This is a genomic window from Stenotrophomonas sp. 2201_Sma, from assembly GCF_056486685.1.
This window is the reverse complement of record NZ_CM151329.1, coordinates 4,324,321-4,350,303: the sequence shown is the minus strand read 5'-3', so window position 1 is coordinate 4,350,303 and position 25,983 is coordinate 4,324,321. Positions and strand designations below refer to the sequence as shown.

Below are 25,983 nucleotides of genomic sequence, written 5' to 3'. Positions count from 1 at the left end.
TCTTTGTCCCCTCTTGGCCGAGTGACCCATGAGCCAACCCGAGCTTTCCGTTGTCGTCCCCGTATTCAACGAGCGCGACAATGTCGCGCCCCTGATCGCCGAAATCGTCGCGGCACTGCGGGGCCGGTTGCCGTTCGAGATCGTCTATGTCGACGATCACTCCCGCGATGACAGCCTGGCGGTGCTGCAGGGCCTGAAAGCCACCACGCCGGAGCTGCGGGTGCTGCACCACGTCGAGCAGAGCGGGCAGAGCACGGCGGTGCGCACCGGTGTCAAGCATGCCCGTGCGCCGTGGATCGCCACCCTGGATGGTGATGGCCAGAACGATCCGGCCGACATCCCCAAGCTGCTGGCGGCCCGCGATGCTGCCGACGGGCAGGTGAAGTTGTTTGCCGGCTGGCGCGTCAACCGCCAGGACAGCGGCAGCAAGCGCTGGGCCAGTCGCTGGGCCAACCGCATCCGGGCGCGCATGCTGCGCGACGATACGCCCGACACCGGCTGCGGCATCAAGCTGTTCGAGCGCGAAGCCTTCCTCGACCTGCCGTATTTCGACCACATGCACCGCTATCTGCCGGCGCTGATGCAGCGTGCCGGTTGGAAGACCACCAGCGTGCCGGTCAACCATCGTCACCGTACCGCTGGCGTCTCCAAGTACAACAACCTCGGCCGTGCGCTGGTCGGCATCCGCGACCTGCGGGGCGTTGCCTGGCTGATCACCCGCAGCAGGCGTACCGCGGTGGAAGAACGATGATGGCGCTGCACTGGCTCGACCAGCCGCTGACCTGGTTGTTCTGGACCGGCCTGCATGTGACGGGCTGGAAGCTGATCGGCTATACCGGCGCGCTGATGTTCGGCGGTCGCTGGCTGGTCCAGTTCATCGCTTCCCGGCGTGCCGGCAAGCCGGTCATCCCGCGCCTGTTCTGGTACATGAGCGTGATCGGCAGCCTGATGACGCTGAGCTACTTCCTGTTCTCGGCCAAGCAGGATTCGGTGGGCGTGCTGCAGAACCTGTTCCCGGCGTTCACCGCGCTGTACAGCCTGCACCTGGATATCCGGCACCGCGGCTGGAAGCGGGACAAAGCCAGCCATTGAGGTAGCGCCGGAGAGGTGTCCGTTCTGCACGCTGCGCGCTCGCGGGGCATGGCCCCGCGCTACCGATCCAACCGTTGAGGCGGCACCTGGACGGGATCGAACGCCGTTAGCGCCGGGCCATGCCCGGCGAAGGTGTGCGGTCCCCGCGTTACCGGTCCTGCAGCGCAGGCAGGACTTTTGAACCATGCCCCGGCTGTCCGGCGGTGCCATGATCGGCGTCTGCCTTCCCGGGAACCTGTGCTCGTGAAAACCCGTCTTGCCGTTGCCCTGCTCATCGCCCTGTCCGCTCCGGCTGCCGTCGTGGCGGCTCCGCCCGCGCTCGCGGCGTCCGCCCCTGCGACCACCGAATCGGCGGCCGATGCCGCCTTCCGCGCGCTGTACGAAAAGGAATGGAAGTGGCGCCAGGCCGGGGGCGGTGAAGCCAGCGAGGATGGCGACGCGCCGGCCAACGCCACGCGGCTGCCCGATGTGGGCGCGGCCGCGCAACAGGCCCGCCTGAAGGTCTGGGACCAGACCCTGGCCGAGCTGAAGAAGATCGACCCGACGACACTCAGCGCCGACAACCAGGTGAACTACGCGATCTACCGCGACCAGGTGTTCAACCTCGCCGAGGAGGTGCGTCTGCGGGCCTACGAGATGCCGTTCAACTCCGATTCCTCGTTCTGGTCCAATCTCTCGTTCATGGCCCGGCGCGAGATGAAGACCGCACAGGACTTCCGCAACTACATCGCACGCCTGGACGATGTGCCGCGCTATTTCGGCCAGCAGACCGAGAACATGCGCGCCGGACTCAAGCGGGGTTTCAGCGTGCCCCGCGCGGTGCTTGACGGGCGCGAGGTCTCCATCGCCACCGTCGCCGAGCTGAAGGACCCCACCGAGTCGCCGCTGTACGCGCCGTTCAAGAAGCTGCCGGCCAGCATTCCGGCGGCCGAGCAGGCGCAGCTGCAGGCGCAGGCCCGTGCGGCGATCAGCGGCAAGGTGGTGCCAGCGTTCCAGCAGCTGCGTACCTTCTTCGTCAACGAGTACGTGCCGCAGGCGCGTACCACCCTGGCGGCCGAAGCGATGCCGGAGGGCAAGGCGTTCTACAGGCAGCAGATCCACGAATACACCACGCTGGACCTGTCGCCGGATGAGATCCATCGCATCGGCCTGGGCGAAGTCGCGCGCATCCAGAAGGAGATGAACGACATCATCCAGCAGGTCGGCTTCAAGGGCAGTTTCGGCGAATTCCTGACCTTCCTGCGCACCGATCCGCAGTTCTACGCCAAGACCCCGAACGAGCTGCTGTATCGGGCGGCGTGGATCTCAAAGCGCATCGACGGTGTCATCGGCAAGTACATGACGCTGCCGCGCGCGCGCTTCACCATCGTGCCGGTGCCGCCGGACATCGCGCCGTTCTGGACCGCAGGCCGCGGTGGCATGGGCACCTATTGGCTCAACACCTACAATCTGCCGGCGCGGCCGCTGTACAACCTGCCAGCGTTGACCCTGCACGAGTCCGATCCCGGTCATGCCCTGCAGGGCGCGCTCGCCGCCGAACAGGGCGAACAGCCCGAGTTCCGCCGCAACGCCTACATCTCCGCCTACGGCGAAGGCTGGGGCCTGTACAGCGAGAAGCTGGGCGTGGAGATGGGCATCTATGAAACCCCCTACGAGGATTTCGGTCGCCTCACCTACGAGATGTGGCGCGCGGCACGCCTGGTGATCGATACCGGGGTGCACAGCAAGGGCTGGACCCGGGAACAGGCCATCGCCTACCTGCGTGACCATACCGCGCTGAGCGAGCACGAAGTGACCACCGAAGTGGATCGCTACATCTCCTGGCCGGGCCAGGCGTTGAGCTACAAGCTCGGCGAGATCGCCATCGTGCGCCTGCGCGCGCAGGCCGAGAAGGAGCTGGGCGACAAGTTCGACGTCAAGGGTTTCCATGACGCCGTGCTCAAGCAGGGGTCGGTGCCGCTGCCGGTACTGGAACAGCAGATCCAGGCCTATATCGCGCAGCGCAAGCAGGCCTGATCCGAAATGCCGCCGGGCATGGCCCGGCGCTACCGGAATGCGCGGTGGTAGCGCCGGGCCACGCCCGGCGAGCGCGAAGCGCGGCAGACGGGGCCGGGTTTCCTCCAGGAACCCCGGCCCCGCCGCGTCTTCATCGATGCGCACCGCGCGTGTAGCGATCCACCCATTCGCGCTCGAAGGCGTCGGCGATCAACGGCACCTTGAAGATCGCCGTATTGTTCTCCAGCTGCGCCATCATCCGGATCTCGCTGACCGTAGGGTAGTGACGCAGCAGGCGATGCGCTTCGGCCCGGATATCCATCGGCAGCCCGGCGTTGTCGGCCAGTTCGATCAGGAAGGCGCCGGCCTGGACCAGGTGGCGGGTGCGGTCCTGCGGTGTGGTCATGCAACGTCTCCTTGCAGGTGATCGACCCGGCAGGTACATCCCTGCCGGGCCAGAAGGGCCTCAGTGCGACGTGCCGGCCACGTTGGCCGGCCGAGGCCTGGCCACGCGCGCAGCGAAGGTCGGCAGCACCAGCAGGGTCAGCGCGGTCGCCGTGATCAGGCCACCGATCACCACCGTCGCCAGCGGTTTCTGCACCTCCGCACCGGAGCCACTGGCGATCGCCATCGGAATGAAGCCGACGATCGCCACCAGTGCCGTGGTCAGCACCGCGCGGATCCGGCTGGCGGCACCGTTGATTGCCGCCTGCAGGGGCAGGTCACCGGCATCGAGCCGCTCGCGGATGGCCTGCATCAACACCAGGCCGTTCAGCGTGGCCACGCCGGACACGGCGATGAAGCCGACCGCCGCCGATACCGAGAAGGGCATGCCACGCAGCAGCAGGGCGAGAATGCCGCCGACCAGCGCCAGCGGCACGCAGCTGAACACCAGCACGGCTTCCTTGCCACTGCGCAGGGCCATGAACAGCAGGCTGCCGATCAGCAGGAACACGACCGGTACCACCGTTGCCAGGCGCTTTTCCGCGCGCTGCAGGTTCTCGAACTGGCCACCCCAGGTGAGATAGGCGCCCGGCGGCAGCGCCACGTCGGCCACCGCTGCCTGCGCTTCGCCGACGAAGCCGCCCAGGTCGCGGCCGCGCACATTGGCCTGCACCACCACCCGGCGGCTGCCATTGTTGCGGCTGATCTGGTTCGGTCCCTCGCTGACCGTGATGCGGGCCACCGAGGACAGCGGAATGACCAGTCCGGCCGGTGTGGCAATCGGCAGCGATGACAGCTGGTCCGGATCGTTGCGCGCGGCATCGTCCAGCCGCACCACCACGTCGAAGCGTCGGTCGCCCTCGAAGATCTTGCCGGCCGCCGTGCCACCGATGCCGGTGGCCAGTGCATCGCTTACGTCCGCAGCGGTCAGCCCGTACTGCGCGGCGGCGACAGGGTCGATCTTCACGTTCAGGGTCGGCAGGCCGGAAATCTGCTCCACCCGCACGTCAGCCGCACCGTCCACCGCACGCAGCTTCAACGCGACCTGGTCGGCCACCTTCTGCAGCTGGCTGAAGTCATCGCCGAAGATCATCACCGCCAGGTCGGTGCGCACGCCGGAGATCAGCTCGTTGAAGCGCAGCTCGATCGGCTGGCTGAACTCGAAGCTGTTGCCCAGCTGCTGCCCGGCCAGCGCCTCGAAGCGCGCCACCAGCGCCTCCTTGTCCAGCGTCGGATCGGGCCACTCCTTGCGCGGCTTCAGCACGATCACGCTGTCGGAGATGTTGGTCGGCATCGGGTCGATCGCGGCTTCAGCGGTACCGGTGCGCGAAAACACGGTTTCCACTTCCGGTTGCCCGGCAATCGCCTTTTCCAGCGCCAGCTGCATCGCCAGCGACTGCTCCAGCGAGGTCGACGGTACGCGCAACGCCTGCATCGCCACATTGCCCTCATCCAGCGTCGGCATGAATTCGCGGCCCAGCAGCGAGAACGAACCGATGCCCACCACCACCATCATCACCGCGCCGGCCAGCACCGAGCGCGGGTGGTCCACCGCCTTGCGGATCACCGGTTCGATGCGTGCGCGCAGCACGCGGATCAGGCGTGTTTCGTGTTCGCCGTCATCGGCGTGCGCCCCGCTTTCCTTCAGCTTCGGCTCGCGCACCAGCAGCGCAGCCATGGCCGGCACGAAGGTGAAGGAGAACAGGAAGGCACCCACCAGAGCCAGCATGAACGTGGCGGCCATCGGATGAAACGTTTTTCCTTCCACGCCTTCCAGGGTCAGGATCGGCGCAAACACCAGCAGGATGATCAACTGGCCGAACGCCGCTGGACGCGCCATCTTCCGCGCCGACTCCGCCGCCACGCGCAGACGTTCCATCGCGGTCAGCGCACGGCCCAGTTCGGCGCGGCGCTGGCCCAGCATCAGCAGCGTCGACTCGATCACGATCACTGCACCGTCCACCAGGATGCCGAAATCCAGCGCACCCAGGCTCATCAGATTGCCGCTGATGCCGAAGCGGTTCATGCCGATCACGGCGAACAGGAACGACAGCGGAATCACCAGCGCGGTGATGGTTGCCGCGCGCAGGTTGCCCAGCAGCAGGAACAGCACCACCACCACCAGCAGCGCACCTTCGGTGAGGTTCTTTGCCACGGTTCTGATGGTGGAGTTCACCAGCACGCTGCGGTCCAGCACCGGCACGGCCACGATGTCGGCCGGCAACGACCTGTTGACCTGCTCCAGGCGCGCCGCTGCCGCCTGCGCGACGGTGCGGCTGTTGCCACCGGCGATCATCAGGGCGGTACCGAGCACGGCCTCGTGACCATTGCGGCTGGCCGCGCCCAGGCGCGGTGCACGGCTGAGATCGACATCGGCCACGTCGGCCACGCGCACCACCACGCCGTTGCGGGTCGCAACGGGGGCCTGCGCCAGATCATCAGTGGTCAGTGCCAGGCCGTCCGCACGTACCACCAGGCCTTCGCCGGCACGCTGCACGAAACCGGCACCCGCCTGCACGTTGGCGCGCTGCAGTGCCGTGACCAGGTCGGCCAGGCCCAGGCCATGCGCAGCCAGCCTGGCAGTGTCCGGGTGCACGCCGTACTCCTTCACGTACCCGCCGACCGTATCGACGCCGGCCAATCCCGGGCTGGAGCGCATCTGCGGCGCGATGATCCAGTCCTGCACCGTACGCAGGTAGGTGGCGCGTTCTTCCGGCGTGCGCAGCAGGCTGCCCTCCGGCGTCCGGTAGACCTCGCCGGCCTGCCAGCCCGCATCCCCCGGTCTGGCCAGCCGGGCGGGATCGAACGGGGTGAAGTCCACCGTCCACATCAGCACCTCGCCCAGGCCGGTGGTGACCGGCGACAGCAGCGGCGATGCGCCATCGGGCAGATCTTCCGCCGCTTCACGCATGCGCTCGGCCACCTGCTGGCGGGCGAAGTAGATGTCGGTCGCGTCGGTGAAGATCGCGGTGACCTGGGAGAAGCCGTTGCGCGACAGCGAACGGGTGGTGGTCAGGCCGGGAATGCCGGCCAGCGCGGTTTCCAGCGGGTAGGTCACCTGCCGCTCGATCTGTTCCGGTGTCAGCGCAGGTGCCACCGTGTTGATCTGCACCTGGCGGTTGGTGATGTCCGGCACGGCGTCGATCGGCAGCTTGCCCAGCTGGAACAGGCCCCAGGCCGCGATCAGCGCCGCCAGGAACACCACCAGCCAGCGGAAGCGCACCGCTGATTCAATGATGAGCTTGAACATGGTCGCCTCCTCAGTGGCCGTGCTCGGCTTCGCCCTTGGCCAGTTCGGCCTTGAGCAGGAAGGCATTGGTGCCGACGATGCGCTCGTTGCCGCTCAGTCCACCCAGGATCTCGATGCGATCACCGGCACGACGGCCGGCCAGCACCGGCTGTGCCTTGAAACCGCCTTCCACGGCGACGAACACGGCGCTGCTGCCGTCGACGTTCTGCACGGCATCGGCTGGCACGCTCAGTGCACCCTCCCGGCTTTCGGTGACCACCCTGGCCGAGACCGGCGAACCGGCCGGCGGCAAGGCCGCCTCCACCGGCGTCGCGCGGATGACTGCCACGCCGCCCTGCTGGCGCACGTCAGCCGCAGAACCGGTGACCGTGGCGGTGAAGCTGCCGCCCGGCACCGTGACCTCCAGCGTCATGCCCGGGGTGACCTGCGCGGCCAGCGCAGGCGGTGCGGTGAACACCAGCTCGTTCATCGCCGGATCGGCGACATCGGCCACCGCGCTGCCTGCGGCGACCACGCCACCTGGAGTGACCTGGACGTTGCCGACGATGCCGCTCACCGGGCTGGTGATGCGCACGCGGCCACTGGCATCGGGCGCACCGTTGGCCGCGGCCTGCGCCTGTGCGGCAGTCGCCTGCGCCTGTGCGGCCAGCGAACGGGCGCGCGATGCTTCCAGCTCCTGGCGGGCGACCACGCCCTGTTCGACCAGCGCCTTGTCGCGGCCGTAGGCCAGGCGTGCTGCCTCGGCTTCGGCCGATGCGGCCAGAGCGTTGGCGCGGAACACGGCGGCTTCGCCGCTGACCACGATCGCCAGGGCCTGGTTCTGCTTCACCGCTGTGCCTGGTGCCACCAGCACACGTTCGACGCGACCGCTCACGGTGGACGCCACCGAGGCACGTGCGCCCACCGATGGTTCGACACGGCCCGACAGGCGGGTGGAGCCGCCACCACCGCGTCCGACGGCCACCACTTCGATACCGGACGCCTTGATCTGTTCCGGCGTCAGCTGCACCACGCCTTCGTCGGCGTCGGCCGGTGCCTTGGTAGCCTCGGCCTTGGCGTCCGGGCTGTCGGCTGCGTGCCCGTGGCCGTCATCGCTGCCGGCTTTGGCTGCAGTGGCATCGGCTGTTTCCGGTGTCTGTGCGTTGCCGGCGCAGCCGGCGAGGAGAACGGCCAGCACGACGCCGCCAAGCAGGGGAAAGGAACGGGACAGTGTCATGGGGCCTCCATAAAGGGTGCGCGCCCCTCGAGGCGGGCAAGATCGATTTCCGCGGCGACGCGCGACAGGCGTGCATCCACCGCGGTGCCGCGGGCGGCAATGAGCGCGCTGCGCGTGCTGCGCAGTTCCAGCTGCGAGATGCGTCCGGCATCGAAGCCGACGCGGGCCAGCCGATAGGCTTCCTCGGCCGCCACCACGCTTTCATCGGCGGCGCGGGTGCGGCTGCTGGCAGCCTTCAGCCCGGCAATGGCCGACAGCCGTCCGGCCTCGCTGTCGCGGCGTTGCTGGTCCAGGCGGGCTTCGGCCGCGCGCTGGTCGGCACTGGCGGCACGGATGCCGCCCCGGTTGCGGTCGAACAACGGCACGGTCAGGCTGACGCCGAGCGTGTAAGCGCGTTCGCCGCCTTCGCGGAAGCGGGTCTGTCCGGCGGTCAGGCTCAGGTCGGGCAGCGCCCGCTTGCGCTCGACGTCCACCAGCCGGCCGGCCGCATCGGCTTCGGCTTCGGCGATACGCACCGCGAGTGCGGCATCGGTGGCGCCGCGTGGCAGCGGAGGTGCGCGGTCGAGCAGGCTGCTGTCGATCGACTGCACCGGCGAATCCAGCAGCGCCGCGCCGGCCAGGCGCGCCAGCGCGGCGTCGCGGAAGGCCTGCGCCTCGTCCAGCGCGGCGCTGGCATTGGCCACCTCGCTCTGCGCCTGCACCGCACGCAGTTGCGGTTCACGCCCTTGCCTGACCATGGCATTGACGGCCTTGGCATCGTCGCTGGTCAGGGCCAGCGCCTCTTCGGCCAGGGTGTAGCGGCGCAATGCGCTCTCTGCCTGTGCGTAGGCCGCGGCCAGCTGGCCGGCAACATCACTGCGGCTTTGCGCGCCACGCAGATTGGCGGCCTGGGCCTCGGCACGGGCGGCACGTACGCGCGCGCCGCGCTGGCCCCAGACCTCCAGCGGCTGGGACAGGCTGAGCACACTGTCGGCCTTGCCCATGCCGCCGTAGGAGCCGGTGCCCCACGCGTTCTCGGCCGACCAGGAAAGGGAAGGATTGGGCAGCGCACGGGCCTGGTCGGCGCGGGCGTCGGCAGCCTCGGCCAGCGCCGAGCCCACACGGGCGCCGGGCAGCTGGTCCAGTCGTTCAAGCAGGGTGTCGTAGGAAGGAGCAGCTTGCGCCATCACCGATGCCGCCGGGGCCAGGCCCAGCAACACGGCGACGACCAGCCCGGCCGCACGCGGCGACCGTGGTGTCAGGATCGACATAGGGGGATTCCGGTTGTGAGTGAAACGGGAGCCCGCAGCAGCGGGACGCGCTCAGCTCACGCCCGGGGGGGACGCGTCAGTTCATCCTGGGCGACGGCGTAGGCCGTCGCATCGCCGGCCGTCATCCAGCGCGCCGGCAGCGGCGCATCGAAGGCGGCGAAGGTGTTCGCCGGCAGGCTGGAGGTGGAATGGTGGCAGTGGTTATGCGTGCAGGCACCGGTGTGCTTGCTGTCACTGTCGCCTGCGGTGTCATCGGCCGCCGACTCCACATGTGCCACGCTGGCATGCGGTTCCACCGCGCACGCCAGCGCGTCGGCCACCGGCACGACCACGAATGCCGCCATCAGCAGCATCAGCAGGTACGAGCGTAGGTGGCGGGCGATCCGGCGCATGGAGGGGAGGCTAGCAAGCGGTTTTCGCCGGATACAATATCAATGGCCACTTCGGGAATTCGTCGGAATCTCCCGTTCAGCTGGGCGGGCGCGGGGTCGGATCCCTTTCCTCCGGAAAGGGCTCTGACCCAACCCGCCGTTCGGGTGCGTCGCGCACATGTGCTCTGGTAGGTGTCGACCTTGGTCGACACGCTTTTCGCCGCTGGGGTCAGATCCCTTTTCTCTGGAAAGGGCTCTGATCCCATCGCATTGCCGGCCAGCGGCCGGCACTACCCGGGTCACGGCAGCTTCGCGATCACCTTGATCTCGAACTGGAAGCCGTACAGCCAGGTCACGCCGATACCGGTCAGGGTGGGGTGCGGCGCCTCGCCCCAGTACTCGGGCACGATCGCCCAGGCCTTCTCGAAGTTCTTCTCGGGATCGACCAGGAACACGGTCACGTCGATCACGTCATCAAATGTGCAGCCTGCGGCAGTCAACACCGCATTGAGATTCTCGAAGGCACGGCGCACCTGCGCCTCGAAATCCGGCTCGGGCGAACCGTCCTCGCGGCTGCCGACCTGGCCGGAAACGAACAGGAAGCCATCGGACCGGATCGCCGGCGAGTAGCGGTTGCGCTCATAGAGGGCCTGGCGCCCGGCGGGGAAAACGACATCACGCTGTGACATGGGGAAGATCCCGTGGGAGAGAACACCATCCTCCCCGTCGGCGCTGTCTGGATAAACCGCGATGATCGGCCTAGATTGATTGCCAATTCCAAACAATTGCGGCCAGCCATGGACCGTTTCGAGGCGATGCGGGCCTTTGCCCGGGTGGTGGAAACCGGCAGCTTCACCCGCGCCGCGCACACCCTGCAGATCAGCCGCACCACGGCCACCCAGCTGGTGCAGCAACTGGAGGCGCACCTGCGGCTGCGCCTGCTCAACCGCACCACGCGGCGGGTCAGCGTCACCGCCGACGGTGCGGCCTATTACCCGCGCATCGCCCGGCTGCTGGCCGAACTGGACGAGGTGGAGGGCGGGCTGGGCGAGGCGGCCACCCAGCCGCGCGGGCGCCTGCGCGTGGATGTGCCCGGGCCCTACGCACGGCTGCGGCTGGTACCGGCGCTGCCGGATTTCCAGGCGCGCTACCCGGAGATCCAGCTGGATATCGGCGTGAGTGATCGCGAGGTCGATGTCATCGCCGACAACGTCGACTGCGTGATCCGTGGCGGCACCCCGACCGATCCGGCACTGGTGGCGCGGCCGCTGGGGGCGTTGCCGATCGGTTTCCACGCCAGCCCGGTGTACGTGCAGCGTTTCGGTGTGCCGGCCGATCCGCGTGCGCTGGAAGGGCCCGACCATCACATGGTCGGCTTCCTCAGCCCGCGCAGTGGCCGCGCCAGGGTATTCAGTGCACAGCGTGGCGATGAGCGCATCGAGGTGCAGGGCCGCTACACGGTCGGTTTCGATGATGGCAACGCCTATCTGGCGGCGGCGTTGGCGGGGCTGGGCGTGGTGGCGCTGCCCCGCTACATGGCCGAACCGCACGTTGCGCGTGGTGAGCTGCTGCCAGTACTGGAGGACTGGCAGCTGCCGCCGATGCCGATGCACGTGATGTTCCCGCCGAACCGGCACATGAGCCAGCGGCTGCGGGTGTTCATTGATTGGGTGGTGGAGGTGCTCGGAAAGTAGAGCGCATACCCAAACTTAATCTGATGTACGGACTGTCTGAGGAGCTAGGCTCTCTACTGACAAAGATGGCCGATGGAAGGGAATCGCATCATTGCCTCTTTAATGATGAGGCGCCATAGTTCTACTTTCCAAATTCGTGCTAGAGCCGATGAAACAGAGCGTGGCAACCGTGAAGATCGCGGAGATTGAGTTGCTGATCGGATCTGCAATAGCAGGATTCTTGCTTGCATCTGTCACCTGCGTCGGGCACATCGCAGGCAGCTCAATGTATGAGCATCTTTTTGAGGACAACCTTCATCTGGTGGTCCTATTAGTTTTCGGCTCAATAATCGTTGTTCCGACCTATCTGTATGAGCGACTTACCTGGCTGGAATTGAAGCGAATTCTGAAGAGCGGTCGATTGGATCTGCTTATTTCAGCCGCTGTAGGGGCATACGTTGCCCTGCAAATCGCGGCCAGCTTTCAGCTAGGAAATCGGATTGAGAACTTAGATGTGGCCTGGGGCGTATCTTTCTATTTGCTGACTACGATCGGGCTCGGAAGTGCAACAGTCCGGGCCACAGGTCGAGCTAAGTTGAGTTGCCACGAGCGAGTTTCGTTCCTGCCAGATGATGAGCTGAAAAGCGTCAACAATGATCAATTGAAATCTAGCGACCAAGCAAAGAGTTTTGCTGACCTGGTAGCAAAAGAAAGTGCGATTGGCGGGTTGGTGTTCGGCATTGATGGCCCCTGGGGAGTGGGGAAAAGCAGCTTTGTGAACTTCGCGCAAATCGAATGGGATAAGAATGAAGAAATAATTGTATTTCGATTTGAGCCAATTAAATATTTAGGTGAGGGCGACTTAGTTAGGTCATTTATTCGAGAGCTATCCGGGCGAATCAGGATTGATCATTTTGCCCCTGAGTTACGTCCGTTAGCATCTAAATACGCCCGAATGATTAAAGCTGAGCCCGGCTTTTCGATTCCTGGAGTTCGTCTCTCCATCGATAGCAATGCCAGTACGGTTGATGAAATTGTCGCTGATGTTGACGAAGTCCTTCGTAGGAATGGTCGGAGGGCGATAATTGTACTGGATGACCTCGATCGGGTTGAGTTCGAGGTAATGAATCGGGTTCTATTCATGATTCACAGGTCACGGCTCGCCTCAAACATAACATATGTCCTTGTCTATGATACTGAGAGAATAATCAAAAGGTCTGGAGATCAGTCGACTCGAGAATATTTAGAAAAATTCATCAACGCCAAAGTCTCTCTTTTCGCGGACCTCCGCGATCTAGCGGAATATCTGCGTGGAGGGTGGAGGTCTGCGCTATCCTCAGACGATAAATCAATCGGATCTGCGAGAGTTCTAGGTCTCCAGTCAATTCTCAGCAATCTCGCGGATTTGCTGGAAGGCAGTACGGGTGGGAATTATGTTGGCATGGTGGGTAATATAAGGAAAATTAAGCGACTTATTAACGCGATGCTGCTGTTGGGCATTGAGAGGATTGAGTTGCATCAGACGGACTTTAACAGAACGGATCTTATTAATCTTCTTGTGCTGCATCTAAACTTTCCGGGAGTGTTTAGGGAGATATATTCCAACGAGGGCGAGGGTCGAACTGGAATATTCTCAGTGGAGTCTTCTGGTGGCTTCTATGCAAATAGCGCCAAGTTCTCCGAATACGCTGCTGGCCTGTGCAGGGACTCTGAATACTTGGTAAAGCAGTTGTTTGACGTAGGCGTCATAGGTATTGATAAAGATAAGGCGACTAGGGGTCAGCTAATTTCGCTGGCATGCTTTAATTCCCCTGGAAGGAGAAATCTAGCCAACTACCTTGATCTGATTGTTAGGTTCGTTGTTCCTGATCCGCTTACAACTGAGGTCGTCTACGAAAGTATTCTGAACCAGGTTGCCTTGGGGTCAGAGGTGTCCGTTGAGATTGAAAAATCTGTACTTCACGAAAAATTTTCAGCCCAAGTGAAATTACTTGCGGCCTTTGCCTCGTCAGCTAATCAATTTAGTCGTGATGCTAAAGAGCAGATGATTGATTTCATCGTTGAAAATCTGCCGAAATTTAGTTCGGTTGGGTCTCCTTCAGATCGTTCAAATTGTATCTATTCGCTTGCAATAATTACTAACTCTATATTTGATGGCCTGGATCACGCATCTCCGAAGTTTCAGCATTCCGCCGCGCAGCTGCAGGAGCTTGTAGTTGGCAACGGAGATGCGTCATTGATAAATAGGCTCGGCGCAGTTGGGCGTGGGTTGCAAGGGATCCATGACGTCATGCTGCTTCGTCTTCTTTGCTGCGCCGATAGAGGAAATCAGTTGAGGAATATTCATCTTGCGCTGGCGCGCGAGCACATATACGCCAAGCCTGCAATGCAGTCCGGCCGCGCGAAACAGGAGAATATTTTTGTAATTGATGGCGTGAGATTAATATCGCAGAAGGCATTCCAGATTTTCAAAGAAAGATACATTGATTCTGGGGCCAATGTATTCATTGAATGCTGGAAGGAGTCGTCAAATGAGGACTTCGTCACCGCGCCCCTCGTCAAATGGGGTGGCGTCGCAGGGTTCATCTCTTACCAGCTGTCAAATTCATTGCCGCCGACTGGTAGTGGGGTGGGCTGTGGCTTTTACGATGTAAAGGGTGATTCCGACAAGCAGGGTATAGCTGAGATCATGAATACCTATCTTTTCGGACTTTGCTTTAGTTCAGATCAAGATGAAACCATGATGGTTTTCGCTGATTACTGCCTTTCGAACTTCTCTCGTGACTATTTCGATGATGAGGGAATAGGTGCTGTTCCAACTCGAGAGTCATTGGAGCAAGGATTGGATCCGGCTAGATTCAAACGGTTTTGGTTAGATAACCATGAGCGGTTCAAACTGAGGCGGCTGGATCGTTTGGAGCGAGTTGTCGAGACGGCGAACTATAGAGCCTCATATGCTGAGCATCTCAGGCAGGTGTGGGACACGTTAGACGCTGCATACCTGAACGCTGGGGCCGACGCCGACGCCGACGCCGACGCCAATGCCAATGCCAATGCCAATGCCAATGCGGTCATCGCAAATGGCATCGCGGTAGAGCGCGGGAATTGAGGGTTGCAACTTTGGTAAAGGGGTGCCATCATGCGCGGCTCGCTGTGTCCGGTTTTCTACCGGGCGGCGCCCCCGGGAGCACGTCCCCGGCCGCCCAACGCCAGCGTAACCCTTTGATTCTCTTGACGTGTGGTGGGCAACCACCGAGGCCGCCGTCTCCCGGGCTACGGGCTGACAACAACTACTATCGAGGTGCGCAATGTCCCGCGTATGCCAGGTTTCCGGCAAGCGAGTGCAGACGGGTAACAACGTCTCGCACGCCAACAACAAGACCCGTCGTCGTTTCCTGCCGAATCTGCACGAGCGCCGTTTCTGGGTGGCCAGCGAGAACCGCTGGGTCAAGCTTCGTGTTTCCGCGCATGCACTGCGCACCATCGACAAGAACGGCATCGATTCCGTTCTGGCTGAGCTGCGTGCGCGCGGCGAAAAGGTCTGAGGAGTAAAGCATCATGGCAGGCAAGCGCGATAAGGTCCGTATGATTTCCTCGGCCGGTACCGGCCACTTCTACACCACGGACAAGAACAAGAAGAACACCCCGGGGAAGATGGAATTCCTGAAGTACGATCCGGTCGTGCGCAAGCACGTCCTGTACAAGGAAGGCAAGATCAAGTAATCCGCACGGATTGCTGGTCCCCGCGAAGAAACCCGCCCTTGTGGCGGGTTTTTTCATGCCTGTCGTCTGGTCTGGTGGGTGCCGACCCTTGGCCGGCACGGCCGTACTCCTTGCGCAGGCTGTCGCCTATGGCGCAGTGCGCGGAATCATGGGCCGAATGCGATAAGTGATTCTTCCTACCGGTTCCGGCAGTTCGCGCGATCCAAATCAATTGGAATCACTGGCTTCGCTGTGTCCATGATGGCGAGCCGCTGCAGATGCAGCGGCCGGGCTTGCAATCCCGTCGAATCGGTAGCCAGTAAACTCGCCCGCCGTTGCCGGAGAAGCTCCTCCGACGGCGGGCGACCCATCTGCCTCTATGGCGGACGGTGCGTGGGGGCCTCGTGCCCGCCGGTTTGGTGGCTACCGTTCCCGGTATTGCAACCACGCATCGTCCGCCACCTTCACCGGTGGCCAGATCCGTTGAAGGAGGCTGCATGAACACCCCATCACACCGGCAGGACCTGGAACTGGGCTGGCTGCGCCTGCAGCGCATGCTGGAAGGCATCGAAGGCATGGCGCTGCTGCTGTGCGACCACCATCTGGCGCTGAGCAAGGGTATCTCCTCGCCGCTGCCGGATGCACAGCTGGAGCGGGCGGCGCAGGCCATTGCCTGCATGGCGCTCAACGGCCGCCGCCACGCCGAATCGGTTCGCCAGCTGAGCGAGGTGCCGGTGCGGCATTGAAGCCCGCCCTCCCTTGTAGAGCCGAGCCCGTGCCCGGCTGCGCTGAGGCAGTCGAGCAAGCTCGACTCTACACACCCTGCTGGGCAGAATGGCCCATCACCTGCCGACGGACGACGCGATGCTGGTTGAGTGGTTGCTGGGATCGTATCTGCTGCTGATCGACTGGCTGATCCGGCTGGTCGCGCTGTGCTGGATTCCGACCCGCACCACGCCGGGCGCGGCCCGCAGCTGGCTGCTGCTGGTCGGTTTCGTGCCGCTGCTGGGCTTGCCGCTGTATCTGCTGTTCGGCCACCCGTGGCTGTCGCGCGAGCGCATCCGCCGCCAGGCCGAGGCCTCGCAGGTCATCCGCGAAGAGCAGGCGCTGCAGCGCCGCCTGCGCTGGAAGCCGGAACCGGATACGGCCAGTGCGGAAATCGTGCCGCTGGTGCAGCGACAGGGCGATTTCATGCCGGTGCACGGCAACGCCGTCGATCTGCTCACCGATTACGACGAATCGCTGCACACGCTCATCGCCGACATCGACCAGGCCGAAGACCGCGTGCACCTGCTGTACTACCTGATGTTCGACGATTCGGTGGGCGAGGCCATCGTCGAGGCGCTGCAGCGTGCCGCCGCCCGCGGCGTGCAGTGCAGGGTGCTGCTGGACGCGGTGGGCGCCAAGCGTGGCCTGCGCGCCTACCGCAAGCGCCTGCAGGCGCGCGATATCGAAGTGCGGGCGATGCTGCCCGGCGGGCTGCGCTGGCGCCGCAGCGGCCGCATGGACCTGCGCAACCATCGCAAGATTGCGGTGATCGACAACGAAGTGGGCTACATCGGTTCGCAGAACCTGGCACGGCCGGAGTTCGTGCCAGGCCATCCCAACCGCGAGCTGGTGGCGCGTGTGCGCGGCCCGGCGGTGGCACACCTGGAAGCCGTGTTCGCCAGCGACTGGTACATCGAGACCGGCCAGCGCCTGGACGTCATTGCCGACGTACCCGAGTGCAGCGACGATGTTGCCACCCAGCTGCTGCCCAGCGGGCCGGCCTATCCGTACAGCAACGCGCGTGATGCCGTCGCCGCACTGATCCATCTGGCCCGCCGGCGGCTGGTGATGGTCACCCCGTACTTCGTGCCGGACGAAGCGACCCTGAGCGCGCTGCGCATCGCCGCGCTGTCCGGGGTGCAGGTGCAGCTGATCCTGTCGGCCAGCAACAACCAGCGGCTGACCGCCTGGGCGCAGGAGGCCTACTACGACGAGCTGCTGCGCTGTGGCGTGCGCATTGCCCTGTACGAGCCGCAGTTCCTGCACGCCAAGCACATGAGCGTGGATGAAGACATTGCGGTGCTCGGCTCGATCAACATGGATATCCGCTCGTTCGCGCTGAATGCCGAGATCGGTCTGGTCTGCTACGACCGCGTGCTGGTGACGCAGCTGTGTGCCATCGAAGACGATTACCTGCGCCAGTCGCGCCAGCTCGATCTGCAGCAGTGGCGCAAGCGTCCTGCCTGGCGCCGCAGCCGCGAAGGCATCGCACGCCTGGCCGACGCGTTGATGTGAACCGGTGCGCCGGAGCTCGAGCGGTCTCGATCATTGCGCACGCGGCGGCACTCCGGTCCGTCATGGCCGATGGCCTACAATCGGCACATGACTGATTCACCGTGTAATGGCGAACTGGACCTGGCGATCATCGGTGGTGGTGCGGCCGGGGTGCTGGTGGCGATCCAGGTGCTGCGCCAGGCCCGGTCGCCACTGGCGCTGGCCATCTTCGAACCCGCCTCGCAGCTGGCCCAGGGCATCGCCTATGCCACGCCGTGGCCGGAGCACCTGCTGAATGTGCCGGCGGCGAAAATGAGTGCGTTCGCCGAGCAGCCGGCTGACTTCCTCGATTACCTGATGGCCGTCAACGCCTACCCGGGCGAGACGCGCGAGGTGCTGGGCGAGCGTTATGTCGGCCGCCATCATTTCGCCGCGTACCTGCAGCAGCGTCTGCAGGAGGCGGTTGCGGCCAGCCCGGCGCAGCTGCAGGTGATCGCGCAGCCGGTGCGGGGCCTCGCTCCGGATGACTCCGGTTACCGCCTGCAGCTGGGCGATGGCCACACATGGCACGCCGCGCAGGGGGTGCTCGCCACCGGCAACAGCATGCGTCCGCTGCCGGTGGCCGGTGCCGATGGACTGCCTGCCGACACCGTGGTCGAAGCCTGGGACTACGACGGCGTGCGCGCGTTGGCAGGCGCGCACGCGCTGGCCATCGTCGGTTCCGGTCTGAGCATGGCTGATACGGTGCTGGCGCTGGTCGCGGCCGGTCACACCGGCCCGCTGCATGTGATTTCCCGTCACGGCCTGCTGCCGCTGCCGCATGCGCACGCGGGCCTGCCGGATTTCGACCCCGCCCCCCTGCTGCCGATGACGCTGCGCCAGCGCCTGCGCACGCTGCGCCGGCAGGTGCGCCGGGCCGAGGCGGATGGCCTGCCCTGGCAGGGCGTGATGGACCGCCTCCGTCCGCATGGACAGGCGCTGTGGTGCAGCCTCGACGAGGCCGACCAGCGGCGGTTCCTGCGCCATGTGGTGCGCTACTGGGATGTACATCGCCATCGCATCGCCGAAGAGGTCGATGCACAGTTGCGCGCATTGCAGGCCAGCGGTCAGCTGCGCGTGCACCGCGCACGCCTGGATCGGGTCTGGCGTGAGGGCGATGCGCTGCAGCTGTCGGGCCACGATGCGGCCGGACATCCGCAGCAGTGGACGATCAATGGTGTGATCAACGCCACCGGTGTGGAGACCCGCGCCACCGCATTGCGCAATCCGTTGCTGCAGCAGCTTCAGGCCGATGGCCTGGCCCGTCCCGGGCCGCACGGGCTGGGCCTGGACAGCACGGTGCCCGGCGACCGCGTGCGCAGCGCCGGCGGCCAGCCGCAGGCGCGGCTGGGCGTACTTGGCAGCCTGCGCATCGGCAGCCTGTGGGAAAGCCTGGCGGTGCCTGAACTGCGCCAGCAGGCGCAGGCACTGGCCACCCAGGTGGTCGCAGGAGCCGCGACGGCGATGCCGTAAAATGGGGGCATGGATGTCTCCCACCTGCTTGATGGCCTGAACCCGGCCCAGCGCGAAGCCGTCTCCGCTCCCCCCGGCCACCACCTGGTGCTGGCCGGTGCCGGTTCCGGCAAGACCCGCGTACTTACCCACCGCATCGCCTGGCTGCATGAAGTCGAAGGCGTGCCGACCCATGGCATCTTCGCGGTGACCTTCACCAACAAGGCCGCCGGCGAGATGCGCCACCGCATCGACGCACAGCTGCCGCATGGCAGCCGTGGCATGTGGATCGGTACCTTCCACGGCCTGGCCAACCGCCTGCTGCGCCTGCACTGGCAGGACGCGAAGCTGCCCGAAGGTTTCCAGGTGATGGATTCGGACGACCAGCTGCGGCTGGTCAAGCGCGTGGTGCAGGCACTGGAGATCGACGACAGCAAGCATCCGCCCAAGCAGATCGCGTGGTGGATCAACGAACAGAAGGATGAAGGCCGCCGCCCGCAGCACATCCAGCCCGAGCCGCACGATGCGTGGCTGGAAACCATGCGCCAGGCCTACATCGAGTACCAGGCGCGCTGCGACCGTGCCGGCCTGGTCGACTTCGCCGAACTGCTGCTGCGCGCGCATGAGCTGCTGCGTGACAATCCCGGCCTGCTGGCGCACTACCGCGCCCGCTTCCGCGAGATCCTGGTGGACGAGTTCCAGGACACCAATGCCATCCAGTACGCCTTCGTGCGCGTGCTGGCCGGGGAGTCCGGTCATGTGTTCGTGGTCGGCGACGACGACCAGGCCATCTACGGCTGGCGCGGTGCCAAGGTGGAGAACGTGCAGGGCTTCCTGCGTGATTTCCCGGGCGCGCAGACCATCCGCCTGGAACAGAACTACCGTTCCACGGCCAACATCCTCGGTGCTGCCAACGCGGTGATCGCGCACAACCCCGATCGCATCGGCAAGCAGCTGTGGACCGACAGCGGTGATGGCGAGCCGATCGACCTGTACGCGGCGTACAACGAGATGGACGAGGCCCGCTACATCGTCGAACGTGCCCGCCAGTGGGTGCGCGATGGTGGCAGCTACACCGAAGTGGCCGTGCTCTACCGCAGCAATGCGCAGTCGCGCGCGCTGGAAGAAGCCCTGCTGAGCGAGCAGGTGCCGTACCGCGTGTACGGCGGCATGCGCTTCTTCGAACGCGCCGAGATCAAGGACGCGCTGGCCTACCTGCGCCTGCTCTCCAACCGCAATGACGATGCCGCCTTCGAGCGCGCGGTGAACACGCCGACCCGCGGCATCGGTGAGCGCACCCTCGACGAAGTGCGGCGCGAAGCACGAGCGCAGGGCATTTCGCTGTGGGAAGCCACCATGCTGGTCACCCAGGGCAATGCGCTGGCCGCGCGTGCGCGCAACGCACTGGCGGGCTTCCTGGTGCTGGTTAACGAACTGCAGGCGCAGACCCGGGACATGACCCTGGCCGAGCGCGTGGACCACGTGCTCTCGCGCTCGCAGCTGCGCGAGCACTGGAGCAAGGAAAGCCGCAATTCGCTCGACTCCGAATCGCGCACCGACAACCTCGACGAACTGGTCTCGGTCGCCTCGCGCTTCGTGCGGCGGGCCGATGACATCGAGGAAGTGGGCGAGGACATGGACGAGCTGGTGGCGTTCCTGGCCTACGCTGCGCTGGAGGCCGGCGAGGGCCAGGCGCAGGCCGGCGAGGACGGCGTGCAGCTGATGACCCTGCATTCGGCGAAGGGCCTGGAATTCCCCCTGGTGTTCCTGGCCGGCATGGAGGATGGCCTGTTCCCGAGCGCGCGTTCGCTGGAAGAAAGCGGCCGGCTGGAGGAAGAGCGGCGCCTGGCGTATGTGGGCATCACCCGGGCGCGGCAGAAGCTGGTGCTGTGCTACGCCGAATCACGCCGCATCCATGGCCAGGACAACTACAGCCTGCCTTCGCGATTCCTGCGTGAGATTCCACGCGGGCTGCTGCATGAAGTGCGGCCGAAGGTGCAGGTCTCGCGTCCCGCGTCGCTGGGCAGCAGCCGGGTGATGGGGCATGCCGCCATCGAGCTGCCGCCGATCAAGCTCGGCGCGCTGGTCAGCCATCCCAAGTTCGGCGAAGGCATGGTGACCGATTACGAAGGCAACGGCGCCCACGCCCGCGTGCAGGTCGAGTTCGCCGACGCCGGCAGCAAGTGGCTGGTGATGGCCTACGCCAACCTGACGGTGATCTGATTCCCGTCGAGGGGTCGCTGGGATACCTGTAGAGCCGAGCCCATGCTCGGCTGCTTCTGGTGGGAAAAGCAGCCGAGCATGGGCTCGGCTCTACAATAGGCGGCATCTCTTCCAGGAATGCCCCCATGACCGAGCCCACGCTGCATGTCACCGTGACCTTGAACGCCAGGCTGCAGCCTGAGCATCGCCACGAGCTGTTCGAGGATCCGCTCGACGCGCTGCTGCAGGCCGCCGAAGTGGGCGAAATCACCGGCGGCGGGACCGCCCTCTCCGATGACGGCGAGGTCGAGTACGGCGACATCGAGGTGGCGCTTCATGACGCGGCAGGTGTGCCGAAGTTGATCGATCTGCTGGAGCAGCTGGGTGCGCCGAAGGGATCGAAGGTGCAGGGCGCCGGGGACGGCGACCGCGGTTTCGGCATCACCGAAGGCCTGGGCATCTATCTGGATGGCCAGAACCTGCCGGACGAGGTCTACGAACAATGCGATTCCAACCATGTGTTCGAACAGCTGTCCGAACGCATCGATGGCCTGGGTGAGATCTGCAGCTGGTGGCAGGGCCCGACCGAGACCGCGCTGTACATGTACGGCCAGTCGTTCGAGGCGATGCGTGATGCGATCGCCGGGTTCGTGGCCAGCTACCCGCTGTGCCAGAACGCACGCGTGGTGCAGATCGCCTGAGGGCAGGCCATGTGGCGCCGGCATGGGCCGGCGCTGCAGCAGCGTGTTACCGGCCCGCTGCCTGGCGGGCGTTGTCACGCAGGGCCAGATCCTTGCCCAGGTGATAGCCGCCGTAGAACAGCACGAAGGCTGCAATGAGGCTCCACAGAATGATTCTGAGGGCGGTCCAGCGAGCGGCCTTGCGATCCTGCATGGGGTGTCTTCCGTCGACGCGCCGGGGTGGCAGGTGCAGCTTGCCGTCTGCCGTCGGCGGACGCAATTGATCCTGCTCAAAGCGCCACGTGCACATCGGGTGTGCAATGGTGGCGTTCCCATCCGGCGGATTGCCACGGAGCCCCACCATGTACACGCGCATCCTGATCGCCACCGACGGGTCCGAGCTGGCCGACAAGGGCCTGGCCAAGGGCCTGGAGCTGGCCAAGGACCTCAACGCCGAGGTCGATATCGTCACCGTTTCCGAGCCGTGGGCCGTCGGCATGTACGACGCCATGGGCTGGAGCGTGGGCTACATGAACAGCCCCGAGTACAAGGCCGACCGCGAGGAAGGCGCGCAGAAGGTGCTGCAGCCGGCGCTGGCCAAGGCCGCCGAACAGGGCATTACCGCCAACCCGGTGCACGTACTGGACCGCTACGCGGCCGACGGCATCATCGAGACCGCCGCCGAGCGCAACAGCGACCTGATCGTGATGACCTCGCATGGCCGTCGTGGCGTGACCCGCGTGCTGCTGGGCAGCCAGACCGCCGAGGTGCTGGCACGCAGCACGCTTCCGGTGCTGGTCATCCGCTGAGGCACGTGTTCCCGGGGAGGGGACACCGACGCCGGCCGCAGGATGCGCGCCGGCGTCATCTTTTGTGCAGCCGGGCTCGCTGGGGTCGGATCACCAGCTGTAGAGCTTCCAGTACACCGGCGAGACGCCGTCCTTGTCGGTGTCCATGCGGCCATCGCCGTTCTTGTCGTACATGTAGAACGGGGCACCCCGCGACGGCGTCACCTTGACCATGCGCAGCTGCCCGGCCACGCGGTACTCCTCGATGGTGTCGCCGTTGCTCATGGTGCGGCTGGAGACCTCGGCGCCCTTGACGTCGACCGGGGGCGCCCCGGCGCCACCCATGCTGGCGCAGCCGGCAAGCAGGAGCAGGGAGGCCAGCATCAGAGTCTTCATGGGCGGTGGTCCTTTGCCTGGAAAGAGATTCGATTATGCCCCATCGTCGGGCATGCGCCGTGTCGCCGCTGTGCAGGGACAGGCGCGTAGAATCGCTGCATGAGCAGATTAGTCCTGATCGACGGGTCCAGTTACCTGTACCGCGCGTTCCACGCGCTGCCGCCCCTGTCCAATGCACAGGGCGAGCCCACCGGCGCGCTGTTCGGCGTGGTCAACATGCTGCGCTCGACGCTGAAGGAGCGGCCGGCCTACGTCGCGTTCGTCGTCGATGCGCCCGGCAAGACCTTCCGTGATGACCTGTACGACCAGTACAAGGCCAACCGTCCCCCGATGCCCGACGAGCTGCGCAGCCAGGTCGAGCCGATGTGCCGCATCGTCGAAGCGCTGGGCATCAGCATCCTGCGCGTTCCGGGCGTGGAAGCCGACGATGTGATCGGCACGCTGGCCCTGCAGGGCCAGGCGCAGGACCTGAAGGTGACGATCTCCACCGGCGACAAGGACTTCGCCCAGCTGGTGCGGCCGGGCATCGAGCTGGTCAACACCATGACCGGCAGCCGCATGGATTCGGACGCGGCGGTGATGGAGAAGTTCGGTGTGCGCGCCGACCAGATCGTCGACCTGCTGGCGCTGATGGGCGACAGCGTCGACAACGTGCCGGGCGTGGAGAAGTGCGGGCCGAAGACCGCCGCCAAGTGGCTGGCGGAGTACCAGCACCTGGAGGGCGTGATGGCCGCCGCGCCGGCCATGAAGGGCAAGATCGGCGAGAACCTGCGTGCGGCGCTGGAGCGCCTGCCGCTGAACCGCGAACTGGTGACGATCCGCACCGACGTCGCACTGGAGGCCACCCCGACCACGCTGGCGCTGCGCGAACAGGACGTGCCGGCGCTGACCGAGCTGTACGCGCGCTACGGTTTCACCCAGGCCCTGAAGGAACTGGGGGCGCCGCTGCCGGCACCGGCCGTGGCCAGCGAGGCGGCACCGAACCTGCGTGGCACGGCGGCCGGCTTCGCCCGTGGCAGTGCGGAGGCACCGGCCGAGGGCACGCTGGATCCGGCACTGGCCGCGCCGGGTGAATACGAGACCGTGCTCACCAGTGAACAGCTGCAGGCCTGGGTGGAGCGGCTGCAGCAGGCCGACCTGATCAGCTTCGATACCGAGACCGACGCGCTGGATGCGATGCGCGCGCGCCTGGTCGGTGTCAGCCTGGCGGTCGAGCCGGGCAGGGCGGCCTACATCCCGGTGGGCCATGACTACCCCGGCGCACCGGCGCAGCTGCCGCTGCAGCAGGTGCTGGACGCGTTGCGCCCGGTACTGCAGGACCCGGCAAGGAAGAAGCTGGGCCAGCACGGCAAGTACGACCTGCATGTGCTGCGGCGCCACGGTGTCGAGGTGCAGGGTTACCACGACGACACCATGCTTGAGAGCTTCGTGCTCAATTCCACCGCCACCCGCCACGACATGGATTCGCTGGCCCTGCGTTACCTGGGCTACACCACCATCAAGTTCGAGGACGTGGCCGGCAAGGGCGCCAAGCAGATTCCGTTCTCGCAGGTGGGCATCGACGAGGCCAGCCGCTATGCGGCCGAGGACGCCGACATCACCCTGCGCCTGCACCGCGCGCTGCAACCGCAGCTGCTGGCCGAACCGGCCCTGGACAGCGTGTACCGCGACATCGAGATGCCCCTGGTGCCGGTACTGGCCAGCATCGAGGCCAACGGTGTACGCATCGATGCCGACGAGCTGCGCCGGCAGAGCCAGGACCTGTCTTCGCGCATGCTGGCCGCGCAGCAGAAGGCCACCGAGCTGGCCGGGCGCAGTTTCAACCTGGATTCGCCGAAGCAGCTGCAGGCCGTGCTGTTCGACGAGCTGAAGCTGCCGGCGGTGGTGAAGACGCCGAAGGGCCAGCCCAGCACCAATGAAGAGGCGCTGGAGGCGATCGCCGACCAGCATGAGCTGCCGCGGGTGATCCTCGATTACCGTGGCCTGGCCAAGCTGCGCAGCACCTATACCGACAAGCTGCCGGAGATGGTCAACCCGGATACCGGCAGGGTGCACACCAGCTACCACCAGTCCGGCGCTGCCACCGGCCGCCTGTCCTCCTCCGACCCGAACCTGCAGAACATCCCGATCCGCACCGAAGATGGCCGCCGCATCCGCCGCGCCTTCGTCGCACCGGAAGGCTGCCAGCTGCTGGCCGCCGACTATTCACAGATCGAACTGCGGATCATGGCCCACCTGTCCGAAGACCCGGGCCTGGTGCGCGCCTTCGAGCAGGGCGCCGACGTGCACCGCGCCACCGCCGCAGAAGTGTTCGGCCGCACCCTGGACGAGGTGACGCCGAACGAGCGCCGCGCGGCCAAGGCGATCAATTTCGGCCTGATGTACGGCATGAGCGCCTTCGGCCTGGCCCGCAACCTGGGCATCGACCGGGGCCAGGCGCAGGATTATGTGGCGTTGTACTTCAGCCGTTACCCGGGCGTGCGTGACTTCATGGAGCGGATGCGCCAGCAGGCCCGTGACCAGGGCTATGTGGAGACGCTGTTCGGCCGCCGCCTGTATCTGAACGATATCCATGCACGCAACCAGGGCCTGCGTGCCGGTGCTGAACGCGCCGCGATCAACGCGCCGATGCAGGGCACCGCTGCCGACATCATCAAGCGCGCGATGGTGGATGTTGACCGCTGGCTGCGCGACAGCGGGGCCCCGGCGCGGATGATCCTGCAGGTGCACGATGAACTGGTGTTCGAAACCGAGACTGCGTTTGTCGAGGAGCTGCGGGAAAATGTGGTGCAGCGTATGTCGCAATCGGCACAGTTGCGCGTTCCTTTGGTGGTCGACACCGGCGTAGGTAAGAACTGGGACGAGGCACACTGAGTCGCTTTCAGACCTGAAGGGACGTGAATTTGTTCATCTGGCCACAGTTTCTGACTCGGCCATGAATACTCGCCCCATTGCGGTTCATTAAATTGGCTCCCTTCACGAACCGTTAGTGTTCGGAGTGGTTCTATAGCTCTCGACAGGCGCAATGCCTGTTGTGGATCTCTCCCATCCCCTGGAGCAGATCTCGGAACGGGGACTCCTCCCCAAGTGCCCGTTCCCCGGCCCCGTTGACCTCCCCCTGGTCAGCGGGGCTTTTTATTTGCGCCGCCGGCAGGTTGCCGGCTGCTAGGC

General features: G+C 65.2%; 22 protein-coding genes. 14 read left to right on the top strand and 8 right to left on the bottom strand.

The annotated features are described in order from the left end of the window. The first annotated feature begins 28 nt into the window (after positions 1–28). The 3 genes from ACZLIF_RS19985 to ACZLIF_RS19975 all read left to right on the top strand — a co-directional run bounded on the left by ACZLIF_RS19985 (position 29) and on the right by ACZLIF_RS19975 (position 3,108). Positions 29–751, top strand: a complete 723-nt coding sequence (locus ACZLIF_RS19985; protein WP_065174256.1) for a glycosyltransferase family 2 protein — start codon at positions 29–31, stop codon at positions 749–751. After that, on the top strand, positions 751–1,092 hold the full coding sequence (locus ACZLIF_RS19980; protein ID WP_053517717.1) for a lipid-A-disaccharide synthase N-terminal domain-containing protein: 342 nt from the start codon (positions 751–753) through the stop codon (positions 1,090–1,092). Before ACZLIF_RS19985 ends, ACZLIF_RS19980 begins: the two co-directional genes overlap by 1 nt. Before the next feature lie 243 nt (positions 1,093–1,335). Then, complete coding sequence (locus ACZLIF_RS19975) at positions 1,336–3,108, top strand: DUF885 domain-containing protein (protein WP_128987621.1); 1,773 nt, start codon at positions 1,336–1,338, stop codon at positions 3,106–3,108. A 130-nt stretch (positions 3,109–3,238) separates the two neighbouring features. On the opposite strand, the gene ACZLIF_RS19970 is transcribed toward ACZLIF_RS19975, so the two are convergent. From ACZLIF_RS19970 to ACZLIF_RS19945, 6 genes are all read right to left on the bottom strand, one after another. Next, on the bottom strand, positions 3,239–3,493 hold the full coding sequence (locus tag ACZLIF_RS19970) for a BPSL0761 family protein (protein WP_128987622.1): 255 nt from the start codon (positions 3,491–3,493) through the stop codon (positions 3,239–3,241). Between the two features lie 60 nt (positions 3,494–3,553). Then, positions 3,554–6,781, bottom strand: a complete 3,228-nt coding sequence (locus ACZLIF_RS19965) for an efflux RND transporter permease subunit (RefSeq protein WP_128987623.1) — start codon at positions 6,779–6,781, stop codon at positions 3,554–3,556. Positions 6,782–6,791: 10 nt separating this feature from the next. Beyond that, positions 6,792–7,997 (bottom strand): efflux RND transporter periplasmic adaptor subunit, encoded by a 1,206-nt coding sequence (locus ACZLIF_RS19960; RefSeq protein ID WP_128987624.1) that lies wholly within the window; start codon positions 7,995–7,997, stop codon positions 6,792–6,794. Continuing rightward, positions 7,994–9,247 (bottom strand): TolC family protein, encoded by a 1,254-nt coding sequence (locus ACZLIF_RS19955; RefSeq protein ID WP_128987625.1) that lies wholly within the window; start codon positions 9,245–9,247, stop codon positions 7,994–7,996. Before ACZLIF_RS19955 ends, ACZLIF_RS19960 begins: the two co-directional genes overlap by 4 nt. A 56-nt stretch (positions 9,248–9,303) precedes the next feature. After that, positions 9,304–9,639: a hypothetical protein gene (locus ACZLIF_RS19950; RefSeq protein ID WP_053517722.1), complete on the bottom strand. Its 336-nt coding sequence runs from the start codon at positions 9,637–9,639 to the stop codon at positions 9,304–9,306. Positions 9,640–9,917: 278 nt separating this feature from the next. Beyond that, positions 9,918–10,307, bottom strand: coding sequence for a RidA family protein (locus ACZLIF_RS19945; RefSeq protein ID WP_128987626.1), 390 nt, complete (start codon positions 10,305–10,307; stop codon positions 9,918–9,920). A 108-nt stretch (positions 10,308–10,415) separates the two neighbouring features. On the opposite strand from ACZLIF_RS19945, the gene ACZLIF_RS19940 reads away from it, so the two are divergent. The 9 genes from ACZLIF_RS19940 (at position 10,416) to ACZLIF_RS19900 (ending at position 21,649) form a co-directional block, all read left to right on the top strand. After that, positions 10,416–11,312 (top strand): LysR family transcriptional regulator, encoded by an 897-nt coding sequence (locus ACZLIF_RS19940; protein ID WP_128987627.1) that lies wholly within the window; start codon positions 10,416–10,418, stop codon positions 11,310–11,312. 160 nt (positions 11,313–11,472) lie between these two features. Continuing rightward, complete coding sequence (locus ACZLIF_RS19935; protein WP_164972330.1) at positions 11,473–14,400, top strand: KAP family P-loop NTPase fold protein; 2,928 nt, start codon at positions 11,473–11,475, stop codon at positions 14,398–14,400. A gap of 199 nt (positions 14,401–14,599) precedes the next feature. After that, positions 14,600–14,836 carry a 50S ribosomal protein L28 gene (gene rpmB, locus ACZLIF_RS19930; protein WP_005411638.1) on the top strand — a complete coding sequence of 79 codons (237 nt, stop codon included), beginning with the start codon at positions 14,600–14,602 and terminating at the stop codon, positions 14,834–14,836. Positions 14,837–14,846: 10 nt separating this feature from the next. Then, positions 14,847–15,014: a 50S ribosomal protein L33 gene (rpmG, locus tag ACZLIF_RS19925; protein ID WP_169411268.1), complete on the top strand. Its 168-nt coding sequence runs from the start codon at positions 14,847–14,849 to the stop codon at positions 15,012–15,014. A gap of 476 nt (positions 15,015–15,490) precedes the next feature. Then, positions 15,491–15,739: a hypothetical protein gene (locus ACZLIF_RS19920; protein WP_128987629.1), complete on the top strand. Its 249-nt coding sequence runs from the start codon at positions 15,491–15,493 to the stop codon at positions 15,737–15,739. A gap of 118 nt (positions 15,740–15,857) precedes the next feature. Continuing rightward, positions 15,858–17,276 (top strand): cardiolipin synthase, encoded by a 1,419-nt coding sequence (gene cls, locus ACZLIF_RS19915; RefSeq protein WP_053519935.1) that lies wholly within the window; start codon positions 15,858–15,860, stop codon positions 17,274–17,276. 69 nt (positions 17,277–17,345) lie between these two features. Continuing rightward, a complete protein-coding gene (locus tag ACZLIF_RS19910) occupies positions 17,346–18,767 on the top strand; it encodes an FAD/NAD(P)-binding protein (protein WP_128987630.1) in 1,422 nt (473 codons plus the stop codon). A gap of 9 nt (positions 18,768–18,776) precedes the next feature. Beyond that, positions 18,777–20,969, top strand: coding sequence for a DNA helicase II (gene uvrD, locus ACZLIF_RS19905; RefSeq protein WP_074900176.1), 2,193 nt, complete (start codon positions 18,777–18,779; stop codon positions 20,967–20,969). Between the two features lie 125 nt (positions 20,970–21,094). Beyond that, positions 21,095–21,649 (top strand): hypothetical protein, encoded by a 555-nt coding sequence (locus ACZLIF_RS19900; protein ID WP_128987632.1) that lies wholly within the window; start codon positions 21,095–21,097, stop codon positions 21,647–21,649. Positions 21,650–21,695: 46 nt separating this feature from the next. Here ACZLIF_RS19900 and ACZLIF_RS19895 read toward each other — a convergent pair whose 3' ends face one another. After that, positions 21,696–21,992, bottom strand: coding sequence for a hypothetical protein (locus ACZLIF_RS19895; RefSeq protein WP_128987633.1), 297 nt, complete (start codon positions 21,990–21,992; stop codon positions 21,696–21,698). Between ACZLIF_RS19895 and ACZLIF_RS19890 the strand changes: the two genes are divergently transcribed. Further along, positions 21,991–22,437 carry a universal stress protein gene (locus ACZLIF_RS19890; RefSeq protein ID WP_053519931.1) on the top strand — a complete coding sequence of 149 codons (447 nt, stop codon included), beginning with the start codon at positions 21,991–21,993 and terminating at the stop codon, positions 22,435–22,437. The two genes, ACZLIF_RS19895 and ACZLIF_RS19890, sit on opposite strands and share 2 nt — an antisense overlap. A gap of 90 nt (positions 22,438–22,527) precedes the next feature. Here ACZLIF_RS19890 and ACZLIF_RS19885 read toward each other — a convergent pair whose 3' ends face one another. Beyond that, a complete protein-coding gene (locus ACZLIF_RS19885) occupies positions 22,528–22,812 on the bottom strand; it encodes a DUF2782 domain-containing protein (RefSeq protein WP_053519930.1) in 285 nt (94 codons plus the stop codon). Positions 22,813–22,911: 99 nt separating this feature from the next. Between ACZLIF_RS19885 and polA the strand changes: the two genes are divergently transcribed. Then, on the top strand, positions 22,912–25,686 hold the full coding sequence (gene polA / locus ACZLIF_RS19880; RefSeq protein WP_128987634.1) for a DNA polymerase I: 2,775 nt from the start codon (positions 22,912–22,914) through the stop codon (positions 25,684–25,686). Positions 25,687–25,983 lie beyond the last annotated feature (297 nt).